The sequence below is a fragment of the Micromonospora sp. C28SCA-DRY-2 genome, from assembly GCF_030519475.1.
Taxonomy (GTDB): domain Bacteria; phylum Actinomycetota; class Actinomycetes; order Mycobacteriales; family Micromonosporaceae; genus Micromonospora.
The window spans coordinates 225,674-251,443 of record NZ_JAUMKD010000008.1 but is presented as its reverse complement, the minus strand read 5'-3'; the positions used below and the strand labels follow the sequence as shown (position 1 = coordinate 251,443).

Genomic DNA, 25,770 nt, shown 5'->3' with positions numbered 1-25,770 from the left:
GGTTCGCTCGCCGGCGCTCGCTCACGTGGTGGTCACCTCCCCCAGGTAGGCGCGGATCACGTCGGGGTGGTGCTGGATCTCGGCCGGGGTGCCGGTGGCCACCGGTTGTCCGAAGTCGACCACCAGCACCCGGTCGGCGAGGTCCATCACCAGGCCCATGTCGTGCTCGACCAGCACCACCGGGATGCCCAGCTCCTCGCGGACGTCGAGGATGTAGCGGGCCATGTCCTCGGTCTCCTCGAGGTTCATCCCGCCGACCGGCTCGTCGAGCAGCAGCAGCTTCGGCTCCATGGCCAGCGCCCGGCCCAGCTCCACCCGCTTCTGCACCCCGTACGGCAGCAGCCCGACCGGCATCCGCCGCCACTGCTCCAGCTCCAGGAAGTCGACGATCTCCTCCACGGCGGCCCGGGCGGCCAGTTCGGCGCGCCGGGCCCGGCCCCGCCAGAGCACCGCCGCCAGCGGCCCGTACCGGAGGTGGTGGTGCCGGCCGAGCAGCAGGTTCTCCAGCACGGTGAGGTTGGCGAAGAGCTCGACGTTCTGGAAGGTGCGGGCCAGCCCGAGCGCGGCGATCTGGTGCGGTCGCCGGCCGAGGAGATCGACACCGTCGAAGACCACCCGGCCGGCCTGCGGCCGGTAGACCCCGGAGAGCACGTTGAAGATCGACGTCTTGCCGGCGCCGTTCGGCCCGATCACGGCGAACAGCTCCTGCCGGCCGACCGTGAAGCTCACCCCGTCGATCGCCCGGACACCGGCGAAGCTCAGCCGCACGTCGGTGAAGCGCAGGATCTCGTCGGTCATGACAGCCACCGCTTCCGTCGCCGGTAGTGCTTGACGTCGCGGAACGAGCGCCGGCCGGTGTCCGCGCCGGCGTGCAGGCCGAGGTAGAACTCGCGGACGTCGTCGTCGGCGAGCAGCTGCGCGGCCGGCTTGTCGAGCACCACCCGACCGGTCTCCAGCACGTAGCCGTGCGCGGCGACCGAGAGCGCCATGGCCGCGTTCTGCTCGACCAGCAGCACGCCGGTGCCGGCGGCGTTGATCCGCACGATCAGCTCCCGGACCTGCTCGACCAGGCGCGGGGCGAGGCCGAGGCTGGGCTCGTCCAGCAGCAGGTAGCGGGGGCCGGCCATCAGCGCGCGGCCCATCGCCAGCATCTGCTGCTCGCCGCCGGAGAGGTAGCCGGCGGTGCGCCGGCGCCGCTCGGCCAGCACCGGGAAGAGTCCGTACACCTCGTCGAGCCGGCCCGGGATCCGGCGCGGGTCGGTGTGCCCGCCCAGGCGCAGGTTCTCCTCCACGGTCAGCTCGCCGAAGATCCGCCGCCCCTCCATCACCTGGGCCACGCCGCGGCGCACGATCGCGGCCGGGCGCAGCCGGTGCAGCGGCTGGCCGTCCAGGGTGACCTCGCCGCGGACCACCTCGCCGTGGTGGATGTCGAGCAGCCCGGTGATGGCCCGCAGCAGGGTGGTCTTGCCCGCGCCGTTGGCGCCGAGCAGCGCGACGATCCCGCCCGGCGGGACGGTGATGCTCAGGCCGCGGAGCACCAGCATCACGTCGTCGTAGACGACCTCGAGGTTGCGCACCTGCAGCATGGCCGGCGCTCCCGGGGGCTCGAGTGTGGCGTGCGCCACAAGTTACCGAGCATTAAACCGCGCGGAACGTCCCGGCAAAAGATCGGAACGGTTGGATCCGCCGCTCCCGGTCGACGGTCGGCCCGATCCCGCCGGCGGGTGCCCGTGCGCGGCGACGCGGTGGGCCGCCGCGAGCACCGGTTTGGCGGTCAGCCGGCCGGCGTGCCGAGCGGGTGGACCGAGCGGGTCGCGCCGTGGTAGCTGCGCGCGGCGACGAACTCACCGGCCGGCCGGGTGTCACCGACCACCGCCCGGGCCAGGCCGGCGTCGGCGTCGCGGAACCGCAACGCCAGGCTCAGGTGCGGCCGCCAGCGCCGCGGCGCGTGCCAGGGGTTGCGTCCGTCGGCGTCGGCGAGGACGTGCCACACCGCCGCGTGCAGCGCGGTCAGCTCGGCGCAGGGGCGCACCAGCCAGACCAGCGGCGCGCTGCCGTCGAGGACCGCTACCTCGCCGAGCCGGGCCGGCAGCGGCAGCGCCGCGTCGACCAGCGCGGCCAGCCGGGCCACCGCGCCCGGCGGGAACTCGTCGGCCGCGGCCAGGGTCAGGTGCGGCCGGTTGGTCGGGTGGGTGTTGCGGGCCAGGCTGGGCAGCCCCGCCGCGGCCAGCCGGCCCCAGGCGGCCCGGACGGCGGCGTCGAGCCCCGCCGAGCAGACCAGTTCGACCGTACGCACGGCGTGAGGTTAACCGGGTGTGGTGGCCCGTGGCGGGGTCCGCGCGGCGGTCGAGGGCGGCTAGAGCCAGCCGGCCTCGCGGGCGATCCGCACCGCCTCGGCGCGGTCGGCCGCGCCCAGCTTCTGCACGCTCGCCGCCAGGTGGTTGCGGACCGTCCCGGCGGCCAGGTGGGTACGCCGGGCGATCACCGCGACCGGGGCGCCGAGTTCGGCCAGTCGCAGCGTCTCCAGCTCCCGGGGGGTCAGCGGGCACTCGGGCAGGGTAAGCGCGTCGGCGGCCAGCGACGGGTCGACGTACCGCCCGCCGGCGTGCACCCGGCGGATCACGTCGGCCAGCGCGCCGCCGGGCGAGCCCTTGGGCAGGAAGCCCCGGGCCCCGGCGGTGAGCGCCTGCCGCAGGTGGGCCGGCCGGCCGTGGCCGGTCAGCAGGACCACCGCGCACTCGGGGCGGGCCCGGGTCAGCTCGGCGGCGACCTGGATGCCGGTGAGCCCCGGCATCTCCAGGTCCACCACCGCCACGTCCGGCCGGTGGGCCAGGGCCGCGGTGACCGCGGCCGGCCCGTCGGCGGCCTGCGCCACCACCTCGAGGTCGGGTTCCAGCGCGAGCAGGGCGGCGACCGCCACCCGGACCAGCTCCTCGTCGTCGGCGAGCAGGACCCGGATCATGAGGCGACCGGCACGGTGGCCTCCAGGGTGAACACCGCACCCTCCCGGCGGACCCGCAGCCGGCCGCCGGCCGCGCCGAGCCGGTCGGTCAGCCCGCGCAAACCGCTGCTGCGCGGGTCCGGCCCCCGGTCGGTGGCGCCGTCGTTGGTCACCGTCATCCTGGCCACGGCCCCCTCCTGGACGATCTCGATCCGGCACCAGCCGGCCCGGCTGTGCCGCAGCACGTTCGTGCTCGCCTCGCGCAGCACCGCCGCCAGCTCGCTCGCCGCCGCCGCCGGCAGGTCGGCCGGCGGGGACGGCACCGTGCACCGTACGCCGCACGAGCGCAGCACGCCGGCCACGGCGGCGAGCTGCTCGCCCAGGTCGACGGTGCGGTAGCCGTGCACGGTCCGGCGCACCTCGGTCAGCGCGGCGGCGGCCAGCCGCTGCACCTCGGCCGCCTCGCGGCCGGCCCGGGCGGGGTCGCTCGGGGCGAGCCGGGCGGCCAGCTCGGCCTTCAACGCGATCACCGTCAGGTCGTGCCCGAGCACGTCGTGCACCTCCCGGGCCAGGCGCAGCCGCTCCTCGGCGGCGGCCAGCCGGGCCTGCGCGGCCTGGCCCTGCCGGGCCTCGACGAGCAGGTCCCAGAACCAGACCTGGAACCAGTTGAGCAGCGCGATGCCGGCCCCCACCCCGCCGGTCACGGCGAGGTGCCGGCCGAGCGAGCCCCCGGTCCAGCCGGCCACGCCGGCGGCGACCGCGACGGCGAGCGCCGCCACCGCCAGGGCGACCGGCGGGCGGACCAGCAGCGGCGCCATGCCGACCAGGGAGGCGCCGAGCCACGCCCAGGTGGGCCAGTCGCCGGCGGCGACCGGACCGACGGTGGGGACGCTGAGCACCGCCGCCGCGGCCAGGCACGCCTGGAACCGCCGGCGCCGGCGCTGCGCCAGCCAGGGCGTGGCCGCCGCGTACAGCACGGCGGCCTGGGCGGCGGCGAAGGCGAGCACGCCGGCCGCGCCGAGCACCGCGCGCCCCGGGTCGGGCTCCCGCAGCACGCCGACGGCCGGCAGCAGCAGGCTGGCCCAACCGCCGGTGGCCAGCGACACCAGGGTGGCGAACCGGGCACGGCGCAGCCGCCGGTCCGCCCGGGGTACCGCCGCCTGCTGCGCCACGCCGCAGATCCTAGGGCGGCCGGCCGCCCGGTTCACCCGTGAGAATCGCACGGTCCGGCCGTGCGGTCCGCCCGGAAATCCGGTGCCGAACGCGGCTGTCGGGCGGAGCGGCACCGCCGGCAGGGTCGAGGGCATGAGAGAGACCCTGACGCCCTCCACGGTGGTCCCCGCTCCGCCGCCGGCCGCCCACCCGGCCGGCGGCGGACGACACCTGCTGCGGCACCTCGGCGAGATGGTGCTGGCGATGGTCGCCGGAATGCTGCTGCTCGGTCCGGTGTGGACGCTGGTCGGCGAACCGCTCGGGATCGCCGCCACGCTGGCCCGGCCGGACGTCGCCGCACTGGTGATGGCGACGAACATGACCGTCGGCATGACCGTCTGGATGCGGCACCGCCGGCACTCCTGGGCCGCCACCGGCGAGATGGCCGCCGCGATGTACCTGCCGTTCCTGCTGCTGTTCGGGCCGTACTGGGCGGGGCTGCTCGGGGCCGACGCGCTGATGCTCGGCGGGCACCTGCTGATGCTGCCCGCGATGGTGCTGGTGGCGGTGCGGCACCGGCACGCCGAGCCGGTCCCGGTACGCCGGCACCCGGCCGTGGTCGCGCTGGCCCGCCGGTGGCCCACCCTGGTCGCCCTGCTGATGACTGTCAGCCTGTGGGCCGCACCGGACGTGCCGAGCCCGTGGCTGATGCTGGTGCTGCCCGGGGCGTACCTGCTGATCGGCGCGGTCCGGGGCCGGCTGCGCGGTCCCGGCGGGCTCGGCCGGCAGCTGGTCGGGCTGGCCGCCTGGTCGGCCCTGGTGGCGGTGGCGGTGGTGGTCGACGGCCGCACGGCGGCCTGGCTGGTGGCCGCCGGGTGGCTCGCCCACGCCGGCTGGGACCTGCTGCACCACCGCCGCGACGAGGTGGTGCCCCGGGCCTACGCCGAGTGGTGCGGGGTGCTCGACGCGGCCATCGGCGTCTCCGTCGTGCTGGCGATCCTGTCCGGCTGAGGGAGTGGTCGGGCCGGCCGGCGGACGGGGGCGGCCGGCCCGACGCGGGTTGTGCCGGTCGCCGCACCGCCCGGCCGGCGGTGATGAAAGGCTTGTCACATGAGTTCCGCACCCGTACCGCCCGAACCACCCGCCCGTCCCGCCGCCGACCCGGACCCCGGGGCGGGTGCCTTCGCGGACCTCGGCCTGCGCGCCGAGCTGCTCAACGCGCTGACCGCGCTCGGCTACGAGGAGCCGACCCCGATCCAGCGGGAGGCGATCCCGCCGCTGCTGGCCGGACGGGACCTGCTGGGCCAGGCCGCGACCGGCACCGGCAAGACGGCCGCCTTCGCGCTGCCGCTGCTGCAGCGGATGCCGCCGCAGCGCGCCGGGGGCGACCCGATGGCGCTGGTGCTGGTGCCGACCCGGGAGCTCGCCGTGCAGGTCTCCGAGGCGTTCCACCGCTACGGCAAGGACCTGGGTACCCGGGTGCTGCCGATCTACGGCGGGCAGCCGATCGGCCGGCAGCTGCGCGCGCTGGACGCCGGGGTGGACGTCGTGGTGGCCACCCCCGGCCGGGCGCTGGACCACATCGCCCGGGGCACCCTGCGGCTGGGCGGGCTGGCCACCGTGGTGCTGGACGAGGCCGACGAGATGCTCGACATGGGCTTCGCCGAGGACATCGAGGCGATCCTGGAGCACGCCCCGGAGCAGCGGCAGACGGTACTCTTCTCGGCGACCATGCCGGCCCGCATCGACGGGATGGCCCGCCAGCACCTCACCGACCCGGTGCGCATCCTGATCGCCCGGGAGCAGCCGGTGGCCGGCGAGGCGCCCCGGGTGCGGCAGAGCGCGTACATCGTCGCCCGGGCGCACAAGCCGGCGGCGCTGGGCCGGGTGCTGGACGTCGAGTCGCCCACCGCGGCGATCGTGTTCTGCCGCAGCCGGGAGGAGGTGGACCGGCTCACCGAGACGATGAACGGGCGCGGCTACCGGGCCGAGGCGCTGCACGGCGGGATGAGCCAGGAGCAGCGCGACCGGGTGATGGGCCGGCTGCGCTCGGGCACCGCCGACCTGCTGGTGGCCACCGACGTGGCGGCCCGGGGCCTGGACGTCGAGCAGCTCACCCACGTGGTCAACTACGACGTGCCGTCGGCGCCGGAGTCGTACGTGCACCGGATCGGCCGGGTGGGCCGGGCCGGCCGGGAGGGCGTGGCGATCACCCTCGCCGAGCCGCGCGAGCACCGGATGCTCAAGACCATCGAGCGGGTGACCGGCCAGCGGATCGCCATCGACAAGATCCCGACGGTGGCCGACCTGCGCACCCGGCGGCTGGAGCTGACCCAGGCCGCGCTGCGGGAGAGCCTGCTGGAGGACGACCTCGACCCGTTCCGGGCCATCGTGGAGTCGCTGACCGACGAGTTCGACCTGGTCGAGGTGGCCCTCGCCGCGGTGCGGCTGGCCCACGAGGCGACCTCGCCGGGCGCCGCCGACGAGGAGGAGATCCCGCAGGTCCCGGTGCGCGGCCCGCGGGAGGGGCGGCCGGAGGGGGGCCGGGCCGACCGGCGCGGTGGGCGGCCCCGCGCGGGCGGCACCACGCAGGTCTTCATCGGCCTGGGCCGGCGGGCCGGGGTACGCCCGCAGGACCTGGTCGGGGCGATCACCGGCGAGACCCGGGTCAGCGGCCGGGACATCGGCTCGATCGAGATCGCCGACCGGTTCTCCCTGGTCGAGGTCCCGTACGCGGTGGCCGACGAGGTGATCGCCGGGCTGCGCGGCAGCACCATCAAGGGGCGCAAGGCGACCGTGCGCCGCGACCGTGACGGGGACGGGGACGGGGACCGCCGGCCCGGCGGCGGCGCCGACCGGCGGCCGTACCGCGACGGTGACGGCGACCGGCGGCCGCGCCGGGACCGCTACTGAGGCCGTACGCCACGCGGCCCCCGGGCCGTCGCGCGGTGCGACGGCCGGGGGCCGCGGGTGTCGGCGCCGGTCAGGCGGCGGCGAGCGCCGGTCCGTCCAGCGACTCCGTGTCGATCTCGGCCGGGCGCAGCGCCAGGGCGAGCACGTCGGCCACGTCGGCCAGGGTGTGGATGGTCAGCGCCTCGCGCACCTCGGTCGGCAGGTCGTCCAGGTCCGGCTCGTTGCGCTTCGGGATGATCACCTCGGTCAGGCCGGCCCGGTGGGCGGCGAGCAGCTTCTGCTTCACCCCGCCGATGGGCAGCACCCGCCCGGAGAGGGTCACCTCGCCGGTCATCCCGAACTCGGGCCGCACCGGCCGCCCGGTCACCAGGGAGGCCAGCGCGGTCACCATGGTGATGCCGGCGCTGGGGCCGTCCTTGGGCACCGCGCCCGCCGGCACGTGCAGGTGGATCCGGCGCCCGGCGAGGGCGTTCGGGTCCAGCCCGTACCGGCGCCCGTTGGAGCGCAGGTACGACCACGCGATGTGCGCGGACTCCTTCATCACGTCGCCGAGCTGGCCGGTCAGGGTCAGCCCCGGCTCCCCCTCCATGCTGGTGGCCTCGATGAAGAGCACGTCGCCGCCGGCGCCGGTGACCGCCAGGCCGGTGGCCACGCCGGGCACCGCCGTGCGCTCGGCCGACTCCGGGGTGAACTTCGGCCGGCCCAGGTAGCGGGCCAGGTTGCCGGTGTCCACCCGGACCGGGGTCGGGTCGGTGGCCAGGGTGACCGCCACCTTGCGCAGGATCTTCGCCAGCGCCCGCTCCAACTGCCGGACGCCGGCCTCCCGGGTGTACTCCCCCGCGATCCGGGCCAGCGCCCCGTCGGCCACGGTCACCTCGTCGGCGGTCAGCCCGGCCCGCTCCCGCTGCCGGGGCAGCAGGTGGTCGCGGGCGATGGCGACCTTCTCGTCCTCGGTGTACCCGTCCAGGGTGACCAGCTCCATCCGGTCCAGCAGCGGGCCGGGGATGGCCTCCACCACGTTCGCGGTGGCCAGGAAGAGCACGTCGGACAGGTCGAGGTCGACCTCCAGGTAGTGGTCCCGGAAGGTGTGGTTCTGCGCCGGGTCGAGCACCTCCAGCAGCGCGGCGGCCGGGTCGCCGGAGTAGCCGGCGGCCAGCTTGTCGACCTCGTCGAGCAGCACCACCGGGTTCATCGAGCCGGCCTCGCGCAGGGCACGGACGATCCGGCCGGGCAGCGCGCCCACGTAGGTGCGCCGGTGACCGCGGATCTCCGCCTCGTCCCGCACGCCGCCCAGGCTGACCCGGACGAAGTTGCGGCCCAGCGCCCGGGCGACGGACTCGCCGAGGCTGGTCTTGCCGACGCCGGGCGGGCCGGCGAGGGCGAGCACCGCGCCGGAGCCGCGCCCGCCGACCACGCCGAGGTTGCGCTCGGCGCGGCGGTTGCGCACCGCCAGGTACTCCAGGATCCGGTCCTTCACGTCGGTCAGGCCGGCGTGGTCGGCGTCGAGCACCGCGCGGGCCGCGGCCAGGTCGGTGTTGTCCTGGGTACGCGTGTTCCACGGCATCTCCAGGACGGTGTCCAGCCAGGTCCGGATCCAGCCCGCCTCCGGGGAGGCGTCGCTGGCCCGCTCCAGCTTGCCGACCTCGCGCAGCGCCGCCTCGCGGACCTTCTCCGGCAGGTCGGCGGCCTCGACCCGGGACCGGTAGTCGGCCGAGCCGTCCGGCTCGTCCTCGCCGAGCTCCTTGCGGATCGCGGCGAGCTGCTGGCGCAGCAGGAACTCCCGCTGCGACTTCTCCAGCCCCTCGCGGACGTCGTTGTTGATCTGCTCGGTGACCTCCTGCTCGGCCAGGTGCTCCTTGACCCAGCCGACCAGCAGCTCCAGCCGGGCGGTGACGTCCGGCGCGGCGAGCAGCTCGCTCTTCTGGTCCAGGCTCAGCCAGGGCGCGTACCCGGCGGAGTCGGCCAGCTCGGAGAGGTCGGTCATCCGCTCCATCGCGTCGATGACCTGCCAGGCGCCCCGCTGCTGGAGCACCGAGGTCATCAGGGCGCGGTACTCGCGGGCGAGTTCCCGGGCCCGGCCGGCGGGAGCGGGTTCGTGCAGTTCGGCCGCCTCGACCCAGAGGGCGGCGCCGGGGCCGGGCACGCCTGAGCCGATCCGCGCCCGGGACAGGCCGCGGATGACGGCGGCCGGCTCGCCGCTGGGCAGCCGGCCGACCTTCTCGATGGTGGCCACCGCGCCGACCGGGCCGTACTCGCCGTCGAGGCGGGGCACGGCCAGCAGCTTGCGGTCGCCGGTGGCGCGGGCCGCGTCGACCGCGGCCTGGGTGGTCGGGTCGAGGGTCACCGGGATGACCATGCCGGGCAGCAGCACGGCGTCGGTCAGGGGAAGTACCGGAAGAGTTGCCATCGAACACCTGCTATCGCGTTGTCTTGAGCCTGTCTCGCTCAAGTAACAAAGCGTTCCCCTTGTTCCGGTGTGTGACCCACACCACTCCCGGTGACCGTTCGAGCCGGCACCCGGACCAGGTCGCGCAGCAGCCCGGCACCGCCGCCGAGGGCCACCGCGAGCGGGATCGCCAGGCTGGTCAGGGCCAGGGCGGCGACGGTCGGCCCGGGCATCCCGGCGAGCCAGGCGAGCCCGGTCAGCACGGTGAAGACCAGCAGCTTGACCCGGGTCCGGCCGACCGGCACCAGGGCGGTCGGCGGGGTGGGCGCGGTGGCGGGCATCGGTGTTCCCCTCTCCGGTTCGTGCGCGCGGCTTCATCGCGCAGCTTTCGTCGCTCGGGTCGTTCGCCCGGGTTCGTCGCCCGGGTTCGTCGCTCAGAGCAGGAGCAGCAGGGCGGCGCCGACGGCGGCCGCCGGGATGGTGGTGATCACGGTGGCCAGCGCGGCGGAGTGCCGGCGCATCGCGGCGAGCGGGATCAGGGCGTCGCCGTCCTGGCTGATCGCGTTGGCCACCAGGGTGGGCAGCGGCAGGCCGCCGCTGACGTAGAGGCCGGTGAAGACGATCTGCACGGCGCAGCCCGGGATGAGTCCGATCGCCGCGCCGACCAGCACGCCGAGGATGCCGGTGAGGGCGATCTCGGATCCGTCGAAGCCGGTGCTGGTGCTGAACACCTGCCAGGCCAGGTAGGCCACCGCCACCCAGACGGTCACGAAGGACGCCTCGTGCGCGCTGTGCCGCAGCGTCTCCCGGAACGACCGGGCCTGCGCGGTCTCCAGGGTGTCGTCGGCCAGCCGCCCCCGCCCGGCGGCGAAGATCAGCATGGCGGTCAGCGTGCCGAGCACCCCCAGCGCGAGGTACGGGTCGACGCCGCCGAGCCGGTCGGTCAGCACCCCCGGGTCGACCATCTGGAAGACCACCGGCACCGACACCAGGAAGGCCGGCGTGGTGAGCCCCCAGAACGCGGTGGAGGCCGGCACCCGGGGCAGCAGCCCGCCGAGCAGGCGGCGCGTACCGGCGAGGTCGGGCCCGCCCGCGGCGGCCAGACCGGCCGGCGCGGCGGCCGGTACGGCGGCGGGGGCGAGCCGGCGCCGCGCGGCGCGGGCCGGGTCGATGCCGAGCGCGTCGACGACGTAGCCGGTGACCAGGCCGACCCCGAAAAGCAGCAGGTGGATCTGGAGCGCGAAGATCGGGTTCCACGCGATCACCACCCAGGACGAGTCGCCCATGGTGGCGGCCAGCGCGGCGACGACGGTGCCGAAGGAGACCTTCCCCCGGGCGTAGAGCGGCATCAGGACGATCGCCCCGCCGCAGCCCGGGCTGACCCCGAGCAGCGCGCCGACCAGCGGGCCGAGCCGGCGCCGGCGGGTCAGCCCGTCGGTGACCCGGTCGCCGTAGCGCCACCGCAGCCAGCCGAAGAGCGCGACCATGACGGCGACGTACACACCCACCTGCATGAAGGCGTCCGCCAGCGGGCGGAGCAGGAGTTCGGTCACGGCACACCTCCTCCGGTACGGGCACCGCCGGACCGCCCGCCGAGCGGACGGTCCGGCGGAGGGTCGTCAGGTGACCTTGCTCTTGACCTTGTTCACGACGCCGCCGGCGAGGCCGGGGTTGGTGCCGTACAGCCGCGGGTCGCCGGGCGGGAGCACCGGCTCGGGCGCGTGCGCCCGCGGGCTGTGGTCGTAGCGGAACTGGCCCTTGCCGTCCGGCGTCGGTCCGGACGCCCACCGGCCCTCGGCCGCGTCCTGGCCCGGGGAGAAGTCCAGGTACGTGTAGCTGAACTCCTCGGTGAACTCCTTGGAGTCGGGGAAGGCGTCCGGCACCGGCATCTCCTCCAGGCCGTCCTCCTTGAGCTGCTCGATGGCGGCCATCCACATGTTCTGGTGCATGGTGTCGCGGGCCAGCAGGAAGCGGAGCATCTGCTTGACGCCCGGGTCGTCGGTCATGTTGAACAGCCGGGCGACCTGGAGCCGGCCCTGCGCCTCCGCGGTCACGTTGAGCTGGAAATCGGCCATCAGGTTGCCGCTGGCGGTGATGAAGTTGCCGTTCCACGGCACGCCGGCGCTGTCCACGGGCAGCGCACCGCCGCCGCCGTGGATGAAGTGCGCCGGGTTGGAGCCGCCGTAGATCGCCCCCACCATCGGGTTGTCGTCGGCGGCCTCCTGCAACGACAGCGGCGCGTTCTCCAGCAGTCGGGTGATCATGGTGGCGATCATCTCGACGTGGCCCATCTCCTCGGTGCCGACGTCGAGGAAGAGATCCTTGTACTTGCCGGGCAGCCGGCAGTTCCAGCCCTGGTAGAGGTACTGGTTGGCGACGGTCATCTCGCCCCACTTGCCGCCCAGGACCTCCTGGAGCCGGCGGGCGAACGCAGCGTCGGGGCCGTCCGGCTTGGCCTCGAACTGCAGGTCCTTCATGTGGGTGAACACGGGTCCTCCTCGGTGCCACTGGTTCGGTACCGAGGACAGTTCCCGCCGCGCTGACCCGCCCGGGCCAACCGGTGGCCCCGCCGGGTCAGGTCGTCGCGGCGCCCCCCGGCAGCAACACCTCCAGCGCCACCCCGCGCGGACGCAGCCGGTGCGCCCGCACCGTGCCGCCGTCGGCGGCCAGCAGCCGCCGGACGATCCACAGCCCCAGGCCGGACATCCCGGTGGCCGGCGTGGGCCGGCGCAGCGCCGCCAGCAACGCGTCGTCCACCCGCCCCTCGTCGGTGACCAGGATGCTCAGCCCGGCCCGGCGCACCGAGGCGTAGATGCCGATCCGCCCCTCCGCCGGCCCGTGCCGCAGCGCGTTCTGCACCAGGTTGACCAGCACCTGCCGGGTCCGGCTGGCGGGCACCGGGCAGTCGGCGGCGCGCCGGGTGACCCGCACCCGGCGCCGGTGCCGGGGCACCAGGGCGGCGACCCCGCGCAGGACCTCCGCCAGCGGCACGGTCGCCGGCTCGGGCTGCGCGGCGAGCGCCAGGGCGCCGGTGCTGGCCGCCGCGTCCCGCAGCAGGTCCTGCAGATGGACGGCCTGGTCCCGGGCGAGTTCGCTGATCGCCCGCCGGTCGTCGCCGCTCAGCTCGCGACCGCCGTCGGCGAGCGCCCGGGTCAGCGAGGTGAGACTGCTGACCGGGGTGCGGAACTCGTGGCAGAGCACCCGGAGCAGCAGCTCCGGGTCGCCGGGCGCGGGCGCCGCGGGCCGGCCGGCCCCGCCCCGCCGGAACCCGCGCAGCAATCCCTGGAAACCGTGCCGTCCGCGCATCGTCCGCCTCCCCCTCGTCCGGCCGCGCCGCATGATCGGTACCCGCTGGGGAAGGGACCAGACATGCCGAACTCCCCCACCCTCCGGCTGGCCGTGGTCGACGACCACCCGCTCTTCGTCCGAGGGCTGGAGCTGCTGCTGCCGGCCGCCACCGGCAAGCGGGCCGAGGTGGTGGGTTCCACCGGCGACGCGGCCTCGGCGGCCTCGCTGGTCAGCCGGTGCCTGCCCGACCTGGCCCTGGTCGACCTGCACATGCCCCCACCGGGCGGGATCCGGGCGGTGGCCGCGATCCGCCGGACCAGCCCCCGGGTGCGGGTGGTGGCGATGTCCGGCGGGGACGAGCCGGAGCCCGCGCTGGACGCGCTGCGCGCCGGCGCCGAGGGCTTCCTGCCCAAGACCGCCGAGCCCGAGGAGCTGCTGCCGCCGCTGCTGGCCATCCTCGACGGGTGGGCGGTGCTGCCGGCCGAGCTGCTGCGGGCGCTGCTGCGGCCGTCCCGGGCCGCCCCGGTCGACCTGGACCCCGAGGAGCGCCGGCTGCTCCAGGCGATCGCCGCCGGCCGGAACACGCTGGAGATCGCCGACCAGCTGCACGTCTCGGAACGGACGGTCAAGCGGATGACGGCGGCGCTGCTGCGCAAACTCCGGGTGTCCAGCCGCGCGGAGGCCGCCGCGCTGGCCGGCCACGCCGGTCTGCTCAACGGGTGAACGAACCGCTTTCCCGGCCGCCGCCATTTGCACAGCGAAACGACCCGCCGAAATGAAAACAGCGGAATTGTTGCGGGTGTGCCGCGGGATGGGTCAAACTTTGACCACACCCCGCCGCACACAGGGAGTAATGGGCGATGGCAAGAAAAGTAATCACGGTGCTGACCGACGATCTGGACGGCGGAAAGGCCGACCGGACGGTCGAGTTCGGTCTCGACGGCGTGGCGTACACCATCGACCTCTCCGACGAGAACGCGGGAGTCCTCCGTAAGGCGCTGGACCCGTACCTCACCGCCGGCCGGCGGATCGGCCGGGGCACCCCCGACACCGGCCGGGCACCCCGGCGGGCGGGCGGAACCGGCGGCGCGGGAATGGATCGCGAGCAGAATCGCGCCATCCGGGAATGGGCCGCCAAGAACGGTTTCCAGATTTCCGAGCGGGGCCGGATCCCGGTCGAGGTCGTCGAGGCGTACAAGAACCGGTGAGCCGGGCGGGACGCGGTCCCGCGGGCGGGGTCGGGCTGGCGGGCAGCCCGGCCCCGCCGTTCGCTGTGGCGGGCGGTGGGCGCACCACCCCCGGACCACCGCGCCGGGGCGGCGCGGGGGCGTACGCCCTCGCGCCGCCCCGCCGCGGTCGGCTCAGTTGACCTCGATGCGCACCGCGTCGAAGGCCGGGGTCTGGTTGGCCCGCTCCATCATCGGGATCCGGTGCGAACCGTCACCGGCCCAGACCGCGCACTGGGCGATGCCCGACTCGGGCAGCCCCGGGATCTGGATGGTCACCTCGTCCGGCTCGGCGCCGCCGCGGCTGTCCTCGGTGGCGACGAAGAACGCGGGCACCTCCTGGGGCGCCGGCGGCTGGTCGAGGCTGTCCAGCATCCGGCAGGCGGTGTGGAAGTGGCCGCGGACCAGCCCCTGCTCGTTGAGCAGCGAGCTCTCCACGTAGTAGCCGCCCTGGCCGGCGGCGAGGAAGCGGTCCCGGACCAGGTTCCGGGTGGAGACCCGCAGGGTGAACGGCTGGTTGGCGCCCACCTGCTCGGGGAAGTCGGTGATCAGCAGTGACGGGTTGTTCGCCGCGGCCCCGACCTCGCCGAACGCGGTGCTCACGCAGCGGTTGCCGTTCTGGAAGCCGTCGTGTGGCTGCAGCTGGCTCTCGTCGCAGTCGTTGGCCAGCACGCCGAGCCCGGCGCCCGGACCGCCGTTGTTGCCACCGTTGTTGCCACCGTTGTTCCCGCCGGTGTTGCCACCGTTGTTGCCGCCGCCGGTGTTGCCTCCGCCGTTGTTGCCGCCACCGGTGTTGCCGCCGGTCGGCTGCACCTGGCACTCGGCGAGCTGGCGCAGCCCCTGCGGGCGCGGGCCGAACCGGTCGATCGCCGTGGTGATCCGGTCCAGCGTCGCCCGCCGCTTGCCGGCCAGCGGTTGCAGGATCGAGTTGCGGATGAAGGCCTCGCCCTTGTCGCCCTCGGCGGCGAGCCGGCGGTCGGCCTCGGCGATCTGGGTCTGCAGCAGGTTCAGGTTGCGCTCCACCTCGGCCCGGGCCCGGCGGGGCACCTCGGGCAGCTGCCCGGCCACGTCCGGGCAGGCGATCGCGGAACCGCCGTTGGGCGCCTCGCCCTCGCGGACCTCCTGGCACTCCTCGACCGTCTGCTGGCCGTCGCCCCAGTGGTTGCGCACCCACCGGCCGTTCTGCCAGGTACGCGTGGTGCCGTCCCGCCCGCTCGGCGCGGTCGCGCCGGGACTGGGCGCCACGCAGGCCGCGGCCGCCGGCCGGGTGCGGTTCGACCGCCGGTCCTCGGCCGACGAGATCTGGGTCACGGCGACGACGCCACCGAAGACCGCGAGCGTGCCGACGACGGCCAGCAGACGCTTGCTCCGCGCGTTACCGGATGACCGGCGCGCCCGTGTGGACCTGCGCATCGAATTGCACTCCTTCTCGATCCGGTACTTGATTCGTGACCTCGGCGGACCGACGGAATTGAGGTGGCACGCCCCGACGGAAACCGTCCGGGCGGACCGGTGGCATGTCGACGACCGACGATGCCCTTTCCGCACCGTCTCCCGCGTCCCGTGACGCGGATGGGGAGATCCTGTCCATTCCCGCAGGAGTACGAAGCGGCAGCCGCCACGGTTCAATGCGGATCGGACAAAAATTCGCGGCCGGTCACGACGGCCGCACCGGGACCCGGTCGGCGCCCGAACGGCATGGGCGCGCTCGGCGCCCGGGCGGCAACGAGGCGGTCCGCGCCGGAACGGCGACCGGCCGTGCCGGGGCGGAAAGGGGAATCAGTCCACGCAGAGATGGTCGAAGGCGAAGCCGTTCGCCAGTTCGTCGCGCCGCGCCCGCAGCCCGCGGATCTCGGCGCGCAACTCGTCCCGGGAGACCAGGGCCGGCGGATCGGCGTCCAGAGCGGTCAACCGCTCCCCGACGGCGACCGCCGCCAGGTCCTCGGCGAGCCGGGCGGCGTCCACGCCGCACGAGAACCGGTGCTCCCAGACCGACACCCGCTCCACCAGGCAGGCGCCGGGGCGCACCTCGACCCAGCTCCAGCCCTCGGCCGGCCCGTCCTTCCAGGTCACGTGCAGCCCCCGTACGATCGGGTCGGCCAGCCGGCGCGCCACGTACGCCTCCACGGCCGCCGCCCGGGCCAGCGCGCCGAGATCGTTGACGGGCCCGGTACGGCCGTCCGGCAGCCGGCCGAGGATGTCCCGGAAGCCGATCCCGGCCTCCCCCGGCTCGCCGCCCTCGGCGTACCCGCGCGCGTCGATCACGTACGCCACGATCCGCCGGCCGTGCTCGGCGGCCCGCAGCGTCGGCGACTCGATCCGCAGCACCTCCAGGCCGACGGCCGCGCCGACCGCGTTCTTCATCCGTTCGGCGCGCTGGGCCGCGGAGCCGGCCGGCGCGGCCGGGCCGATCTCGACGGCGAACAGCGGCCGGCCGCTGTCGCCGGCGCAGACCACGAAGTCGAGGCCCGCCCGGATGGCCGTGCTCCACTGGTGGCCGGTGATCCCCGGCGGGCGGCGCTGCACCAGGTCGCCCATCCGCCGGTCGGCGTGCACCACCTGCCCACCCCGGGTCAGCACCGGGGCGCGGCCGTCGTCGGTCGGGATCGCGCGCAGCCAGGAGGCGTGGTCACTACCGGTGCTCGTCATCGCCTGATCCATCCGTCGTCCGTGGGCCGGCCCGAGTCTAGGCGGTCGATCATGGTCGCCGCCTCGTCGGTGCGGCCGACCCGCCCGGGCCGGCGCGGCGCACCCGTCGACCGGGACGAGCCCGGCGGGCCGCCGCGCACCGGCGGGTCGGCGACCCGGTGCCGGGCACCGCGGGCGGTCGGGCAAAACCGGTTGAGCCGCGGGGGTGGCCGGGCTGGGATGGGCCGGTGACCGTATTCCTCACCACCGAACGGCTGGTGCTGCGCGAGTTCACCGAGACCGACGCGGACCTGCTGGTCGACCTGGACAGCGACGCCGAGGTGATGCGCTACCTGACCGGCGGGCGCCCCGCTGCGCCGGAGGTGATCCGCGACCGGACCCTGCCGGCGATCCTCGCGCTCTACCGGCGACCGCCGGGCCTCGGCTTCTGGGCGGCCGTGGACCGGGCCGGCGGCGAGTTCCTGGGCTGGTTCGAGTTCCGCCCGACCCGCGACGGCGACGTCGGCGAGGTGGAACTCGGCTACCGGCTGCGCCGCTCGGCGTGGGGTGGCGGCCGGGCCACCGAGGGCTGCCGGGCCCTGATCGAGAAGGGCTTCACCGAGCTGGGCGTGCGGCGGATCACCGCGAACACCATGGCGGTCAACTCGGCCTCGCGCCGGGTGATGGAAAGGTGGGCCTGCGGCACGTGCGCACGTACCACGGCGACTGGCCGGAGGCGATTACCGGCTCCGAGCACGGCGAGGTCGAGTACGCCCTCACCCGCGAGCAGTGGCGCGCCGACCGCGACCGCGTCGGGCCGGCGGCCGGCCGGACCGGCTGAGCCGCCGCGGCGACCCGGTCCGCCGGCGACCGCACCGGCGGGCCGGCGGGGACGCGGCGGCCGCCAGTGCCCGTCCTCGCCGGGGTTCAGCCGGGCCGCCTCGCGGTGCGGGTGGCCGGCCGGGGGCCGTCCGGCCGGCTCATTCGGCGCCCATCACCAGGCCCTCGATGGTGTGCTTCTGCCGGATGGGCACCAGCGCGTCCACCACCGGGCACGGCAGGTGGGCGCGGACCGACTCGGGCAGGCTCTCCCAGTAGCCCCTGGTGACCGCCATGTCGTGGTGGCCGGCGTTGCCGGCGCCGGGGGCGTCCACGCCGAGCACCAGCACCGGACGGGCCAGCGACGACACGTTCGGGGTGCCGCGGTGGATGGTGAGCGCGGACCGCGCGGAGATGTCGCCCCGCCGCGGGTACTTGCGCACCGCACGCCGCTCGTAGCGCGGGTAGCGCTCCTTGGGCGGGAACATCTCGTGGTCGAAGTCCCGGCCGTCGTCCCACTGGGTGCCCGGGGCGATCTCGAACGGGCCCATCTCCTCCACCGTGTCCACGGTGGTCAGGTTGAACGCGAGCGAGGTCAGCCGGCGCTGGCGGCGGGTGTCCTCCGGCATCGGGAAGTCGCGGTGCCACGGCTGCATGGCCGCACCCGGGAACGGGATGTCGAAGCCCAGCTCGACGATCTCGTAGTCGGGGCCGAGGACCGCCCGGCAGACCGCCACCACCCAGGGGTGGGTGACCAGGTCGACGAAGCCGCGCAGCTGTTCCGGGTGGATCTCGACGTACCAGCGCTCCGGGCCCCGCCCGACCGCCCCGTCCGGCCGGGAGCGCGCCTCGCGGAAGGCCGCGTCGATGTCCTCCCCGACCCGGTCCACCCAGTCGACGGAGAACGCGCCCGGGCACGCCGTGATGCCGTCACGGTAGAGGTCGCCGAGCGCCTCGACGGGCACCTCGTCGTCGCCGAACCGGTCGGTGCCGCGCGACGCGACGCGGGTGTCGGACTGCCCGGCGCGCGGCGCGGGTGGACCGGAGTGGGGCCTCATCGGGAACCTCCTGGTGGGGTCGACGCGAGTATTCCAACGTTGTAGAGCGCTGGCAAGGGCGCCGCCGCAGGGTGCCCGGGCCACCCGGACCGGTGCGGGGCCGGGCCGGCGGGTCGGGCATGATCGGCACGACCTGCGCACGAGGAGGTACGCCGGATGCGGGTGGTGTCGCTGGTGCCGTCGCTGACCGAGGCGGTGGCCCGTACCCTGCCCGGGCTGCTGGTCGGCGCCACCGACTGGTGCACCCACCCGGCCGGGCTGGACGTGGCCCGGGTCGGCGGCAGCAAGTACCCGGACCTGGACCGGGTGCTCGCCCTGCGGCCGGACGTGGTGCTGCTCAACGTCGAGGAGAACCGCCGCGCCGACGCCGACGCGCTGGCCGCCGCCGGGGTGCCGGTGCGGATCACCTACCCGCGCACGGTGGACGGGGCGCTGGCCGAACTGGCCGCGCTCCTGACCGAGCTGGGCGCCCCGGCCGACCCGGACTGGCTGCGTGCCGCCCGCCGGGCCTGGGCGGCGCCGCCCGCGCTCCCGGTCCGCCGGGCCGTGGTGCCGGTCTGGCGGAGACCGTGGGTTGTGCTCGGCTCCGACACCTTCGCCGGCGACGTGCTGCGCCGGCTCGGCGTACGCAACGTCTACGCCGGGCACGCCGACCGCTATCCCCGCCCCGGCCTCGACGAACTGCGCGCGCACCCGCTCGACCTGGTGGTGCTGCCCGACGAGCCGTACCGGTTCACCGAGCGGGACGGGCCGGAGGCGTTCCCCGGCGTACCCTGCGCCCTGCTCTCCGGGCGGCACCTGACCTGGTACGGCCCGTCGCTGGCCGAGGCGCCCGCGGTGCTGGCCGCCCAGTTGGCCCGCCCGGTGACGCACCCGCCCGGCCGAGCGGCGGCCCGCTAGCCGCCCGCGTGGCGGCGCTCGTGCCGGGCGGTGACCACGCTCCAGCCGATGGAGATCGAGAGGGTCAGCACCACCACGGCCAGGGTGATCCAGACCGGCAGTTTCCCGACCGGGGTCTCGGCCAGCATCAGCTTCAGCCCGGCGAAGGCCAGCAGCACGGCCAGCCCGTACCGCAGGTAGCCGAAGTGGCGCAGCAGGCCGGCCAGGCAGAAGTAGAGGCTGCGCAGGCCGAGCACGGCGAAGGCGGTGGCGGTCCAGACGACGAAGGTGTTGGTGGTGATGGCCAGGATCGCGGCCACCGAGTCGATCGCGAAGATCACGTCGGTGGCCTCGATGGCCACCAGCGCCACCAGCAGCAGGGTGGCGTGCCGCCGGCCGCGCACCCGCACGATGAACCGGTTGCCGTGGAAGCGGGGCTCGGTCGGCACCAGCCGGCGGAACACCCGGACCGCGACGTTGCGCTCCGGGTCGACGTCCGGCTCGCCGCGCACCGCGAGCCGCCAGCCGGTCCAGATCAGGAAGGCGCCCAGGACGAACCCGACCCAGGCCAGCCGGTGCAGCAGCTCCGCGCCGGCGAAGATGAAGACCAGCCGGAAGCCGAGCGCCCCGATCACGCCCCAGAACAACGCCTTGTGCTGGTAGCCGGCGGGCACCCGGAAGTAGCCGAAGAGCAGCGCGAAGACGAAGACGTTGTCCACCGACAGCGCCTTCTCCAGCAGGTAGCCCGAGTAGTAGGCCAGCGCCGGTTCACCGCCGCGCCAGAGCCAGATCAGCAGGCCGAAGGCGAGCCCGGCGGTGATCCAGACCGCGCTCCAGGCCACCGCCTCGCGCAGTTCGATGACGTGGTCGCCGCGGTGGGAGAGCATGTCCACCGCGAGCATGACGGCGAGCACCCCGCCGACCGCCAGCCAGGCCCACAGCGGTGCCGTGAACGTCGCCTCGTCCACCCGGCGCCCTCCGCATCCGTGCCGGCGGCTCTGTGCACGCGTGACGCGCGGCGGCGGCACCGGAGACGCGTCGTACCGAGCCTAGGCGAGCCGCCCGGCGCCCGGCGGCGGTCCGGCGAAGTCCGCCGGGCCCCGCCCCGGCGGGGACGGGACCCGGCGACGCGCTCAGGCCACCGGGGTGGGCCGGCCGTCCACGTCGACCAGGGCGTGGTCGTCCACGTCGTACGCGATCGTGTTCGTCACCCGCACCACGCCGCTGACCTGGCCGGCCAGCCGCCCCGCCAGCTCGACCGCGGTACGCCGGTCGAGCCGGCCGTCCAGGGTCACCTCGCCGTCGCGGACCCGCACGGTGACCAGGCCGTCCTCGACCGCGAGCACCCGGCGCAGCACCTCCTGGACGACGTCCTCGCGGATCTCGGCGTCCGTGCGCAGGTGCACCCGCAGCAGGTCGCCCCGGGTGACGATGCCGACCAGCCGGCCCAGGTCGTCCAGCACCGGCAGCCGCTTGACCTGCTCCCGGTCCATCTGCCGGGCCGCGGCGGGCAGGCTGGCGCCCGGGTACGTGGTCACCGGCGGCGCGGTCATCAGGTCCCGGGCCAGCAGCGCGTCGGCCTTCTCCCGCGCGCTGCGCCGGCGCCGGCCGGCGAAGACCCGCCGCTCGTCCGGGTGGCCGGCGCGTTCGATCTTGTGCAGCAGATCCGCCTCGGACACCACGCCGAGCACCCGGCGGAAGCGGTCCACCACCGGCACGGCGCTGATGCCGCGCCGGACCAGCACGTCGACGATCGCCCGGTACGGGGTTTCCTCGTCCACCGTCGCGACGTCCCGGGTCATCACGTCGCCCACCTGCCATGTCCTCATCACGACCTCCTCGCCGCTGGCACCTGCGACGCTACGGCCGGCGCCGGCGCCGGATCAGGGTCACCGGACCGGTACCCACCCGGCCGAGCGGACCGGTGCGACCGGGGTCCAAAGTCCCGGGCGGTTCGGGCCCGGTCGGCCCTGACCCGCCCGGCACCGGCGGGCGTCCAATGGAGATGCCACCGGGAAGCGCGGTGCGAGGCACGAAGGGACGTGGAGACCATGACCGCGACGATCAGGCGGACCACCGCCGAGACCACCGCTCCGGTGACCGAGACCCGCCGCGAGCGGGCCACCCGCTACCTGCTCGCCGGCCTGCGGCTCGCGCTGGGCTGGATCTTCCTCTGGGCCTTCCTGGACAAGCTGTTCGGCCTGGGCATGGCCACCGAGGCGAAGAACGCCTGGCTGGACGGGGGCAGCCCGACCAAGGGCTTCCTCACCTTCGGCGCCACCGGCCCGTTCCAGGACTTCTACCAGGGCATCGCCGGCGCCGCCTGGGCCGACTGGCTCTTCATGATCGGGCTGGCCGCCATCGGCACCGCGCTCATCCTCGGCATCGGGGTGCGCGTCGCCGCCGCGGCGGGCGGGCTGCTCCTGGTCATGATGTGGACCGCCGTGCTGCCCCCCGAGAACAACCCGTTCATGGACGACCACCTCGTCTACGCCGCGGTGCTCGCGGTGCTCGCCCTGGCCAACGCCGGCGACACCTGGGGCCTCGGCCGGATGTGGGCCAGGCTCCCGATCGTCCAGCGGTACGGCTGGCTCCGGTAACCGATTCCGATCCCTGCCCGCGGCGGGCGTCACCACCGGTGACGCCCGCCGATCCGCGCGCGGCGGACCGGCGCGGGTGCGGTGGGGCCGCTCGCGAGCGGGTCCGCCGGGCATCGGCGGGCCGCTATCCGGCAGGATCGGCGGTGACCGGACATCACGACCAGTACGGCAGGAGACCCGCGAATGAACCAGGCAGCAGGCGACCGCCCGGGCAAGCCCGAGGTGGGTCCGATCGAGGGCGCGCCGCCGGCCGACCTCGTGATCGAGGACATCACCGTCGGTGAGGGCCCGGAGGCCCGGCCGGGACAGCTGGCCAACGTCCACTACGTGGGGGTGGCGCACTCGACCGGCCGCGAGTTCGACGCGTCGTGGAACCGCGGGGAGGCGTTCGAGTTCCCGCTCGGCGGTGGCCGGGTCATCGCCGGCTGGGACCAGGGCGTGGTCGGCATGCGGGTCGGCGGCCGGCGCCGGCTGACCATCCCGCCGCACCTGGGCTACGGCGACCGGGGCGCCGGCGGGGTCATCAAGCCGGGCGAGACGCTCGTCTTCGTCGTCGACCTGCTCGGCGTCCGCTGACCGGCTGAGCCGACGCGGCCGGGGCGGTGACATCCGTCGCCGACCCCGGCCGCCGCTCGCTCAGCAGGCCACCAGCTCCCGGTCGGAACACTCCTCGACGATCGGGATGACCCGGTGCAGCCCGGTGGCGCGCAGCACCCGGCGGACCGTCGGGTCGGGACCGACCAGCACCAGCTCGCCGCCCCGGCCGCGGACGCGCAGGTGCGCGGCGACCAGCGCACGCACCCCGGCGGCGGAGAGCACCCGGACGCCGGACAGGTCGACCCGCAGCACGGACCGGGCCGGGGCGGCCCAGAGGGCGGACCGCAACGCGCCGACGGTGGCGATGTCGATCTCGCCGGTCACCCGCACCTCCACCGCGTGACCAGCCGCGCTGATCTGCACGTGGAGGCGGTCGTCGCGTTGTCCCATGCCGTCGAATCTAGCCGGCACCCCTGACAGTTCCGACCTGCCGCGGGCCGAATCCGGGTACACCCAGGGTTCGACCCCGAGGCTCACGGGATCCCCCTCAGGGATGACCTTCCCGCCCGCTCGGGGGCGGCGCGGCGGGCATCGGCGGACGAGAATGGCCGGATGGCCGTCCCCCGTCCGCGCGCGCCCTGGCTGATCCGTCCCGTCCGCGAGCCGGCCACCGTGCCGCCGCCGCTGGCCGGGCCGTGGGCCCCGACCGACACCCGGCTCGACGCCGCCGAGCTGCTGCCCCTGCCCGCCGGGGCCACCGGCCCGGAGGACGTGCTGGTCGACCCGGCCGGGCGGGTGGTCAGCGGGGCCGAGGACGGCCGGATCTGGTGGTGGCCGGTCGACGCGCCGCCGGGCAGCGGCCCCCGGCTGCTCGCCGAGACCGGCGGCCGGCCGCTCGGCATCGAGCTGGACCCGCGCGACGGCAGCCTGGTGGTCTGCGACGCGTACCGGGGGCTGCTGCGGGTGACCCCGGACGGGGCGGTGCGGGAGCTGACCGGCGCCGGGGCGCGACCGCACCTGGCCGACAACGCCGCCGTCGCCCGCGACGGCACCGTCTACTTCACCGACTCGTCGTACCGCTTCCCGGTCTCGCACTGGAAGCGGGACCTGCTGGAGCACCGGCCGAACGGGCGGGTGCTGGCCTACCACCCGGGCACCGGGCGCACCGAGGTGGTCCGGGACGGGCTCTACTTCCCCAACGGGATCGCGCTGACCCCGGACGAGTCGGCACTGATGTTGGTGGAGACCGCCACCCACCGGCTGGTCCGGCTCACCCTGCCGGACGCCGGGCTCACCGTGCTGGCCGACCTGCCGGCGTACCCGGACAACCTGACCGGGGTCGGCGACGGCACGTACTGGGTCGCGCTGCCGAGCCCTCGGCTGGCGGCGATGGAGCGGCTGCTGCCGCACCCGCGGCTGCGCCAGTTGGTCGCGGTGCTGCCGGCCGCGGTGCAGCCGAAGCCGCTGCGCTACGGCCTGGTCGCGCTGGTCGACGGCGCGGGGCGGGTGCTGCGGACGCTGCACGGCCCGCGCGGCGGCTACCACATGGTCACCGGCGTCCGGCAGCACGGCGACCGGCTCTGGTTGGGCAGTCTCACCGCGACCGGAGTGGCCCGGGTGCCGCTGGACTGAGCCCCGGCCGCCGGTCGGCGCCACGGGACGGCGCGACCGGCCCGCCGCGGTGGCGGGCCGGTCGGCGTACCCCCTGGATCAGCCGCCGGTGACCGACGGCACCGGCGCCGGCGAGCCACCGGCCACCGCACCCGGGTGCGGCAGGTGACTCGGCGCCGGCCCCAGCCCGGCCGGCACGGGCAGCGCGCTGCCCTTGACGAACTCGTCCCAACCGACGTTCCACGCGGTCCAGCCGTTGCCCTCGGTCAGGGTGACCTCGGTGCCCTTGATGGTGACCAGGTCGCCGACCTGGGTGACGCCCATCAACCAGTCCGCCGCCTCGTTGGAGACGTTGGTGCAGCCGTGCGAGACGTTGGTGTTGCCCTGGTCCCCCACCGACCACGGCGCCGCGTGGATGAACTCACCACCCCAGGTGAGCCGCTGGGCGTCCTCGACGTCCACCACGTACGGGTCGGCCGAGCCCCGGGTGTCGAACGTGGTGAACTCGTGCTTCTCCATGATCACCATCTTGCCGCTGGAGGTCGGCGTGCTCGGCTTGCCCATGCTGACCGGGATCTTGCGGACCAGCTTGCCGTCCCGGTGCACGGACATCTGCTTGGTGGCGTTGTCGATCTCCAGCGACACCTGCCGGCCGATCTTCGAGGTGGCCCGCCGGTCCTCGTCGCCGACGTACTCCTTGCCGATCGGCAGACCCTCCAGCCCCGACCGGACGCTGATCGTGGTGCCCGGCCGCCAGAAATCGGGCGCCCGGTAATAGACCTGGCTACCGTCGGACACCCAGGACCAGGTGCCCGGCTGCGGCGGATTCGTCTTCACGAACAGGCGCCGCTGCACATCCGCTCTGGCCTCTTTCGGAATGGGCGGGTCGAACGCGACGGTTACCGGCATCGCGGTCCCGTACGTCCGATTGCCGGCGAAATACAACGTACTGGTGATCGCCGGTTTCGACGATTTCGGCATGGTGGTGAAGGTGGTCTTCCGGATGGTGGTGGCACCGGAGTCGCCGGTCGCGGTCACCTCGGCGGTGTAGGTCCGCTTCGGTTCCAACGGCGCGCTCGGCACCCAGCCCGAGCCGTCCTCCCGTGGCTCGGCCTTGACCTCCCTGCCCTTGTCGTCGGTGATCCGCACGGCGGTGACCCGGCCGCCCTTGACGGTGGTGCCCACCTCGGCGCTGATCGGGATGTCCCGGGCCCGGTCGGCGGGTGTCAGGCTCACCTCCGGCGGGGCCGAACGGCCCTTGGCCGACTCCGCGCCCTTGCGGTCGGCGGTGCATCCACCCAGGACCAACGGCGTGGCCGCGATGCCCACCGCCAGCAGCGTCAATCGCCGCCTCAACTCCATGATGCGTCCCCCCGTTTACGACTTCCCTTCGCCATATTCTCGCCGCCGGTCCCCGCCGGCCGCGCAATTTCGACGGATTCGGAAAAGCAGTGTGCGACCACTTTTCCCGCGATGTTCTCGATGGCCGGTAATTAGCCGCCGAGCCGATTGGCGCACCGGATCCGCCCGTTCGACCGCCCGCGGCCCGGCCGTCCCCTGCGGCCCTGACCGGGATGCCGCCGCCCGCTTCGCCACCAGCGTCGGATCTGCCCGTTCCGCGCCGGGCGGCCCGACCGCCCCGAGGCAGGCTGGATCCGCGGCATGCCGGCGCTCCCCTCGCGGGAGCAGGCGCGACCTGCCGCACACCGGGTGGCGCTCCCCCGGGCGCGAC

26 protein-coding genes and 1 pseudogene are annotated in these 25,770 nt (G+C 75.1%); 10 read left to right on the top strand and 17 right to left on the bottom strand.

Annotation, left to right across the window (positions count from 1 at the left end; translation table 11 throughout):
- Window positions 1-21: 21 nt before the first annotated feature.
- From Q3W71_RS27090 to Q3W71_RS27070, 5 genes are all read right to left on the bottom strand, one after another.
- Window positions 22-798 (bottom strand): ABC transporter ATP-binding protein, encoded by a 777-nt coding sequence (locus Q3W71_RS27090; protein WP_302922298.1) that lies wholly within the window; start codon window positions 796-798, stop codon window positions 22-24.
- A complete protein-coding gene (locus tag Q3W71_RS27085; protein WP_302922297.1) occupies window positions 795-1,586 on the bottom strand; it encodes an ABC transporter ATP-binding protein in 792 nt (263 codons plus the stop codon). Before Q3W71_RS27085 ends, Q3W71_RS27090 begins: the two co-directional genes overlap by 4 nt.
- A gap of 188 nt (window positions 1,587-1,774) precedes the next feature.
- Entirely contained in the window at window positions 1,775-2,296 is a 522-nt protein-coding gene (locus tag Q3W71_RS27080; protein WP_302922296.1) for a 2'-5' RNA ligase family protein, read from the bottom strand.
- 60 nt (window positions 2,297-2,356) lie between these two features.
- A complete protein-coding gene (locus Q3W71_RS27075; protein WP_302922295.1) occupies window positions 2,357-2,962 on the bottom strand; it encodes a DNA-binding response regulator in 606 nt (201 codons plus the stop codon).
- Window positions 2,959-4,113, bottom strand: coding sequence for a sensor histidine kinase (locus tag Q3W71_RS27070; protein WP_302922294.1), 1,155 nt, complete (start codon window positions 4,111-4,113; stop codon window positions 2,959-2,961). Before Q3W71_RS27070 ends, Q3W71_RS27075 begins: the two co-directional genes overlap by 4 nt.
- 133 nt (window positions 4,114-4,246) lie before the next feature.
- On the opposite strand from Q3W71_RS27070, the gene Q3W71_RS27065 reads away from it, so the two are divergent.
- Entirely contained in the window at window positions 4,247-5,104 is an 858-nt protein-coding gene (locus Q3W71_RS27065) for a hypothetical protein (protein WP_302922293.1), read from the top strand.
- A gap of 99 nt (window positions 5,105-5,203) precedes the next feature.
- Window positions 5,204-7,006, top strand: coding sequence for a DEAD/DEAH box helicase (locus tag Q3W71_RS27060; RefSeq protein ID WP_302922292.1), 1,803 nt, complete (start codon window positions 5,204-5,206; stop codon window positions 7,004-7,006).
- Between the two features lie 70 nt (window positions 7,007-7,076).
- Here the strand turns inward: Q3W71_RS27060 and lon are convergent, their stop codons facing one another.
- The 5 genes from lon to Q3W71_RS27035 form a co-directional block, all read right to left on the bottom strand.
- Window positions 7,077-9,413, bottom strand: a complete 2,337-nt coding sequence (gene lon / locus Q3W71_RS27055; RefSeq protein WP_302922291.1) for an endopeptidase La — start codon at window positions 9,411-9,413, stop codon at window positions 7,077-7,079.
- Between the two features lie 38 nt (window positions 9,414-9,451).
- Complete coding sequence (locus Q3W71_RS27050; RefSeq protein ID WP_302922290.1) at window positions 9,452-9,733, bottom strand: hypothetical protein; 282 nt, start codon at window positions 9,731-9,733, stop codon at window positions 9,452-9,454.
- A 93-nt stretch (window positions 9,734-9,826) separates the two neighbouring features.
- A complete protein-coding gene (locus tag Q3W71_RS27045; protein ID WP_302922289.1) occupies window positions 9,827-10,945 on the bottom strand; it encodes a putative manganese transporter in 1,119 nt (372 codons plus the stop codon).
- 66 nt (window positions 10,946-11,011) lie between these two features.
- Complete coding sequence (locus tag Q3W71_RS27040; RefSeq protein ID WP_302922288.1) at window positions 11,012-11,881, bottom strand: manganese catalase family protein; 870 nt, start codon at window positions 11,879-11,881, stop codon at window positions 11,012-11,014.
- A gap of 85 nt (window positions 11,882-11,966) precedes the next feature.
- Window positions 11,967-12,698, bottom strand: coding sequence for a sensor histidine kinase KdpD (locus Q3W71_RS27035; RefSeq protein ID WP_302922287.1), 732 nt, complete (start codon window positions 12,696-12,698; stop codon window positions 11,967-11,969).
- A 63-nt stretch (window positions 12,699-12,761) separates the two neighbouring features.
- Between Q3W71_RS27035 and Q3W71_RS27030 the strand changes: the two genes are divergently transcribed.
- Both Q3W71_RS27030 and Q3W71_RS27025 read left to right on the top strand, forming a co-directional pair.
- Window positions 12,762-13,403: a response regulator transcription factor gene (locus Q3W71_RS27030; protein WP_302922286.1), complete on the top strand. Its 642-nt coding sequence runs from the start codon at window positions 12,762-12,764 to the stop codon at window positions 13,401-13,403.
- A gap of 137 nt (window positions 13,404-13,540) precedes the next feature.
- On the top strand, window positions 13,541-13,888 hold the full coding sequence (locus Q3W71_RS27025; RefSeq protein ID WP_302922285.1) for an Lsr2 family protein: 348 nt from the start codon (window positions 13,541-13,543) through the stop codon (window positions 13,886-13,888).
- Between the two features lie 153 nt (window positions 13,889-14,041).
- Here Q3W71_RS27025 and Q3W71_RS27020 read toward each other — a convergent pair whose 3' ends face one another.
- Both Q3W71_RS27020 and Q3W71_RS27015 read right to left on the bottom strand, forming a co-directional pair.
- Complete coding sequence (locus Q3W71_RS27020; protein ID WP_302922284.1) at window positions 14,042-15,319, bottom strand: hypothetical protein; 1,278 nt, start codon at window positions 15,317-15,319, stop codon at window positions 14,042-14,044.
- A 366-nt stretch (window positions 15,320-15,685) separates the two neighbouring features.
- Window positions 15,686-16,555: a hypothetical protein gene (locus tag Q3W71_RS27015; RefSeq protein ID WP_302922283.1), complete on the bottom strand. Its 870-nt coding sequence runs from the start codon at window positions 16,553-16,555 to the stop codon at window positions 15,686-15,688.
- A gap of 158 nt (window positions 16,556-16,713) precedes the next feature.
- Here Q3W71_RS27015 and Q3W71_RS27010 point away from each other — a divergent pair.
- Window positions 16,714-17,166 (top strand): annotated as a pseudogene (locus Q3W71_RS27010) (GNAT family N-acetyltransferase); the annotation flags it as partial.
- A 74-nt stretch (window positions 17,167-17,240) separates the two neighbouring features.
- On the top strand, window positions 17,241-17,375 hold the full coding sequence (locus Q3W71_RS27005) for a hypothetical protein (protein WP_302922282.1): 135 nt from the start codon (window positions 17,241-17,243) through the stop codon (window positions 17,373-17,375).
- 139 nt (window positions 17,376-17,514) lie between these two features.
- Here the strand turns inward: Q3W71_RS27005 and Q3W71_RS27000 are convergent, their stop codons facing one another.
- On the bottom strand, window positions 17,515-18,411 hold the full coding sequence (locus tag Q3W71_RS27000) for a phytanoyl-CoA dioxygenase family protein (protein WP_302922281.1): 897 nt from the start codon (window positions 18,409-18,411) through the stop codon (window positions 17,515-17,517).
- Between the two features lie 156 nt (window positions 18,412-18,567).
- On the opposite strand from Q3W71_RS27000, the gene Q3W71_RS26995 reads away from it, so the two are divergent.
- Window positions 18,568-19,311, top strand: coding sequence for a helical backbone metal receptor (locus tag Q3W71_RS26995; RefSeq protein ID WP_302922280.1), 744 nt, complete (start codon window positions 18,568-18,570; stop codon window positions 19,309-19,311).
- Here the strand turns inward: Q3W71_RS26995 and Q3W71_RS26990 are convergent.
- A complete protein-coding gene (locus Q3W71_RS26990) occupies window positions 19,308-20,192 on the bottom strand; it encodes a TerC family protein (RefSeq protein ID WP_302922342.1) in 885 nt (294 codons plus the stop codon). The two genes, Q3W71_RS26995 and Q3W71_RS26990, sit on opposite strands and share 4 nt — an antisense overlap.
- Before the next feature lie 231 nt (window positions 20,193-20,423).
- A complete protein-coding gene (locus tag Q3W71_RS26985) occupies window positions 20,424-21,119 on the bottom strand; it encodes a CBS domain-containing protein (RefSeq protein WP_302922279.1) in 696 nt (231 codons plus the stop codon).
- 213 nt (window positions 21,120-21,332) lie between these two features.
- On the opposite strand from Q3W71_RS26985, the gene Q3W71_RS26980 reads away from it, so the two are divergent.
- Window positions 21,333-21,890 carry a DoxX family membrane protein gene (locus Q3W71_RS26980; protein WP_302922278.1) on the top strand — a complete coding sequence of 186 codons (558 nt, stop codon included), beginning with the start codon at window positions 21,333-21,335 and terminating at the stop codon, window positions 21,888-21,890.
- Between the two features lie 183 nt (window positions 21,891-22,073).
- Window positions 22,074-22,466, top strand: coding sequence for an FKBP-type peptidyl-prolyl cis-trans isomerase (locus tag Q3W71_RS26975; RefSeq protein ID WP_302922277.1), 393 nt, complete (start codon window positions 22,074-22,076; stop codon window positions 22,464-22,466).
- A 60-nt stretch (window positions 22,467-22,526) separates the two neighbouring features.
- On the opposite strand, the gene Q3W71_RS26970 is transcribed toward Q3W71_RS26975, so the two are convergent.
- A complete protein-coding gene (locus Q3W71_RS26970) occupies window positions 22,527-22,877 on the bottom strand; it encodes an STAS domain-containing protein (RefSeq protein WP_302922276.1) in 351 nt (116 codons plus the stop codon).
- 162 nt (window positions 22,878-23,039) lie between these two features.
- Here Q3W71_RS26970 and Q3W71_RS26965 point away from each other — a divergent pair, with 162 nt between their 5' ends.
- Window positions 23,040-24,059 (top strand): SMP-30/gluconolactonase/LRE family protein, encoded by a 1,020-nt coding sequence (locus tag Q3W71_RS26965; protein ID WP_302922275.1) that lies wholly within the window; start codon window positions 23,040-23,042, stop codon window positions 24,057-24,059.
- 78 nt (window positions 24,060-24,137) lie between these two features.
- On the opposite strand, the gene Q3W71_RS26960 is transcribed toward Q3W71_RS26965, so the two are convergent.
- Entirely contained in the window at window positions 24,138-25,400 is a 1,263-nt protein-coding gene (locus tag Q3W71_RS26960) for an Ig-like domain-containing protein (RefSeq protein WP_302922274.1), read from the bottom strand.
- Between the last annotated feature and the right edge of the window lie 370 nt (window positions 25,401-25,770).

Excerpts from the sequence above, each read along its gene's own strand:
- Q3W71_RS27090 (WP_302922298.1), bottom strand. The coding sequence starts at position 798 with ATGACCGACGAGATCCTGCGCTTCACCGACGTGCGGCTGAGCTTCGCC.
- Q3W71_RS27085 (WP_302922297.1), bottom strand. The coding sequence starts at position 1,586 with ATGCTGCAGGTGCGCAACCTCGAGGTCGTCTACGACGACGTGATGCTG.
- Q3W71_RS27075 (WP_302922295.1), bottom strand. The coding sequence starts at position 2,962 with ATGATCCGGGTCCTGCTCGCCGACGACGAGGAGCTGGTCCGGGTGGCG.
- Q3W71_RS27065 (WP_302922293.1), top strand. The coding sequence starts at position 4,247 with ATGAGAGAGACCCTGACGCCCTCCACGGTGGTCCCCGCTCCGCCGCCG.
- Q3W71_RS27060 (WP_302922292.1), top strand. The coding sequence starts at position 5,204 with ATGAGTTCCGCACCCGTACCGCCCGAACCACCCGCCCGTCCCGCCGCC.
- lon (WP_302922291.1), bottom strand. The coding sequence starts at position 9,413 with ATGGCAACTCTTCCGGTACTTCCCCTGACCGACGCCGTGCTGCTGCCC.
- Q3W71_RS27050 (WP_302922290.1), bottom strand. The coding sequence starts at position 9,733 with ATGCCCGCCACCGCGCCCACCCCGCCGACCGCCCTGGTGCCGGTCGGC.
- Q3W71_RS27035 (WP_302922287.1), bottom strand. The coding sequence starts at position 12,698 with ATGCGCGGACGGCACGGTTTCCAGGGATTGCTGCGCGGGTTCCGGCGG.
- Q3W71_RS27030 (WP_302922286.1), top strand. The coding sequence starts at position 12,762 with ATGCCGAACTCCCCCACCCTCCGGCTGGCCGTGGTCGACGACCACCCG.
- Q3W71_RS27025 (WP_302922285.1), top strand. The coding sequence starts at position 13,541 with ATGGCAAGAAAAGTAATCACGGTGCTGACCGACGATCTGGACGGCGGA.
- Q3W71_RS27020 (WP_302922284.1), bottom strand. The coding sequence starts at position 15,319 with ATGCGCAGGTCCACACGGGCGCGCCGGTCATCCGGTAACGCGCGGAGC.
- Q3W71_RS27015 (WP_302922283.1), bottom strand. The coding sequence starts at position 16,555 with ATGACGAGCACCGGTAGTGACCACGCCTCCTGGCTGCGCGCGATCCCG.
- Q3W71_RS27000 (WP_302922281.1), bottom strand. The coding sequence starts at position 18,411 with ATGAGGCCCCACTCCGGTCCACCCGCGCCGCGCGCCGGGCAGTCCGAC.
- Q3W71_RS26995 (WP_302922280.1), top strand. The coding sequence starts at position 18,568 with ATGCGGGTGGTGTCGCTGGTGCCGTCGCTGACCGAGGCGGTGGCCCGT.
- Q3W71_RS26990 (WP_302922342.1), bottom strand. The coding sequence starts at position 20,192 with ATGCTCGCGGTGGACATGCTCTCCCACCGCGGCGACCACGTCATCGAA.
- Q3W71_RS26985 (WP_302922279.1), bottom strand. The coding sequence starts at position 21,119 with ATGAGGACATGGCAGGTGGGCGACGTGATGACCCGGGACGTCGCGACG.
- Q3W71_RS26975 (WP_302922277.1), top strand. The coding sequence starts at position 22,074 with ATGAACCAGGCAGCAGGCGACCGCCCGGGCAAGCCCGAGGTGGGTCCG.
- Q3W71_RS26970 (WP_302922276.1), bottom strand. The coding sequence starts at position 22,877 with ATGGGACAACGCGACGACCGCCTCCACGTGCAGATCAGCGCGGCTGGT.
- Q3W71_RS26965 (WP_302922275.1), top strand. The coding sequence starts at position 23,040 with ATGGCCGTCCCCCGTCCGCGCGCGCCCTGGCTGATCCGTCCCGTCCGC.
- Q3W71_RS26960 (WP_302922274.1), bottom strand. The coding sequence starts at position 25,400 with ATGGAGTTGAGGCGGCGATTGACGCTGCTGGCGGTGGGCATCGCGGCC.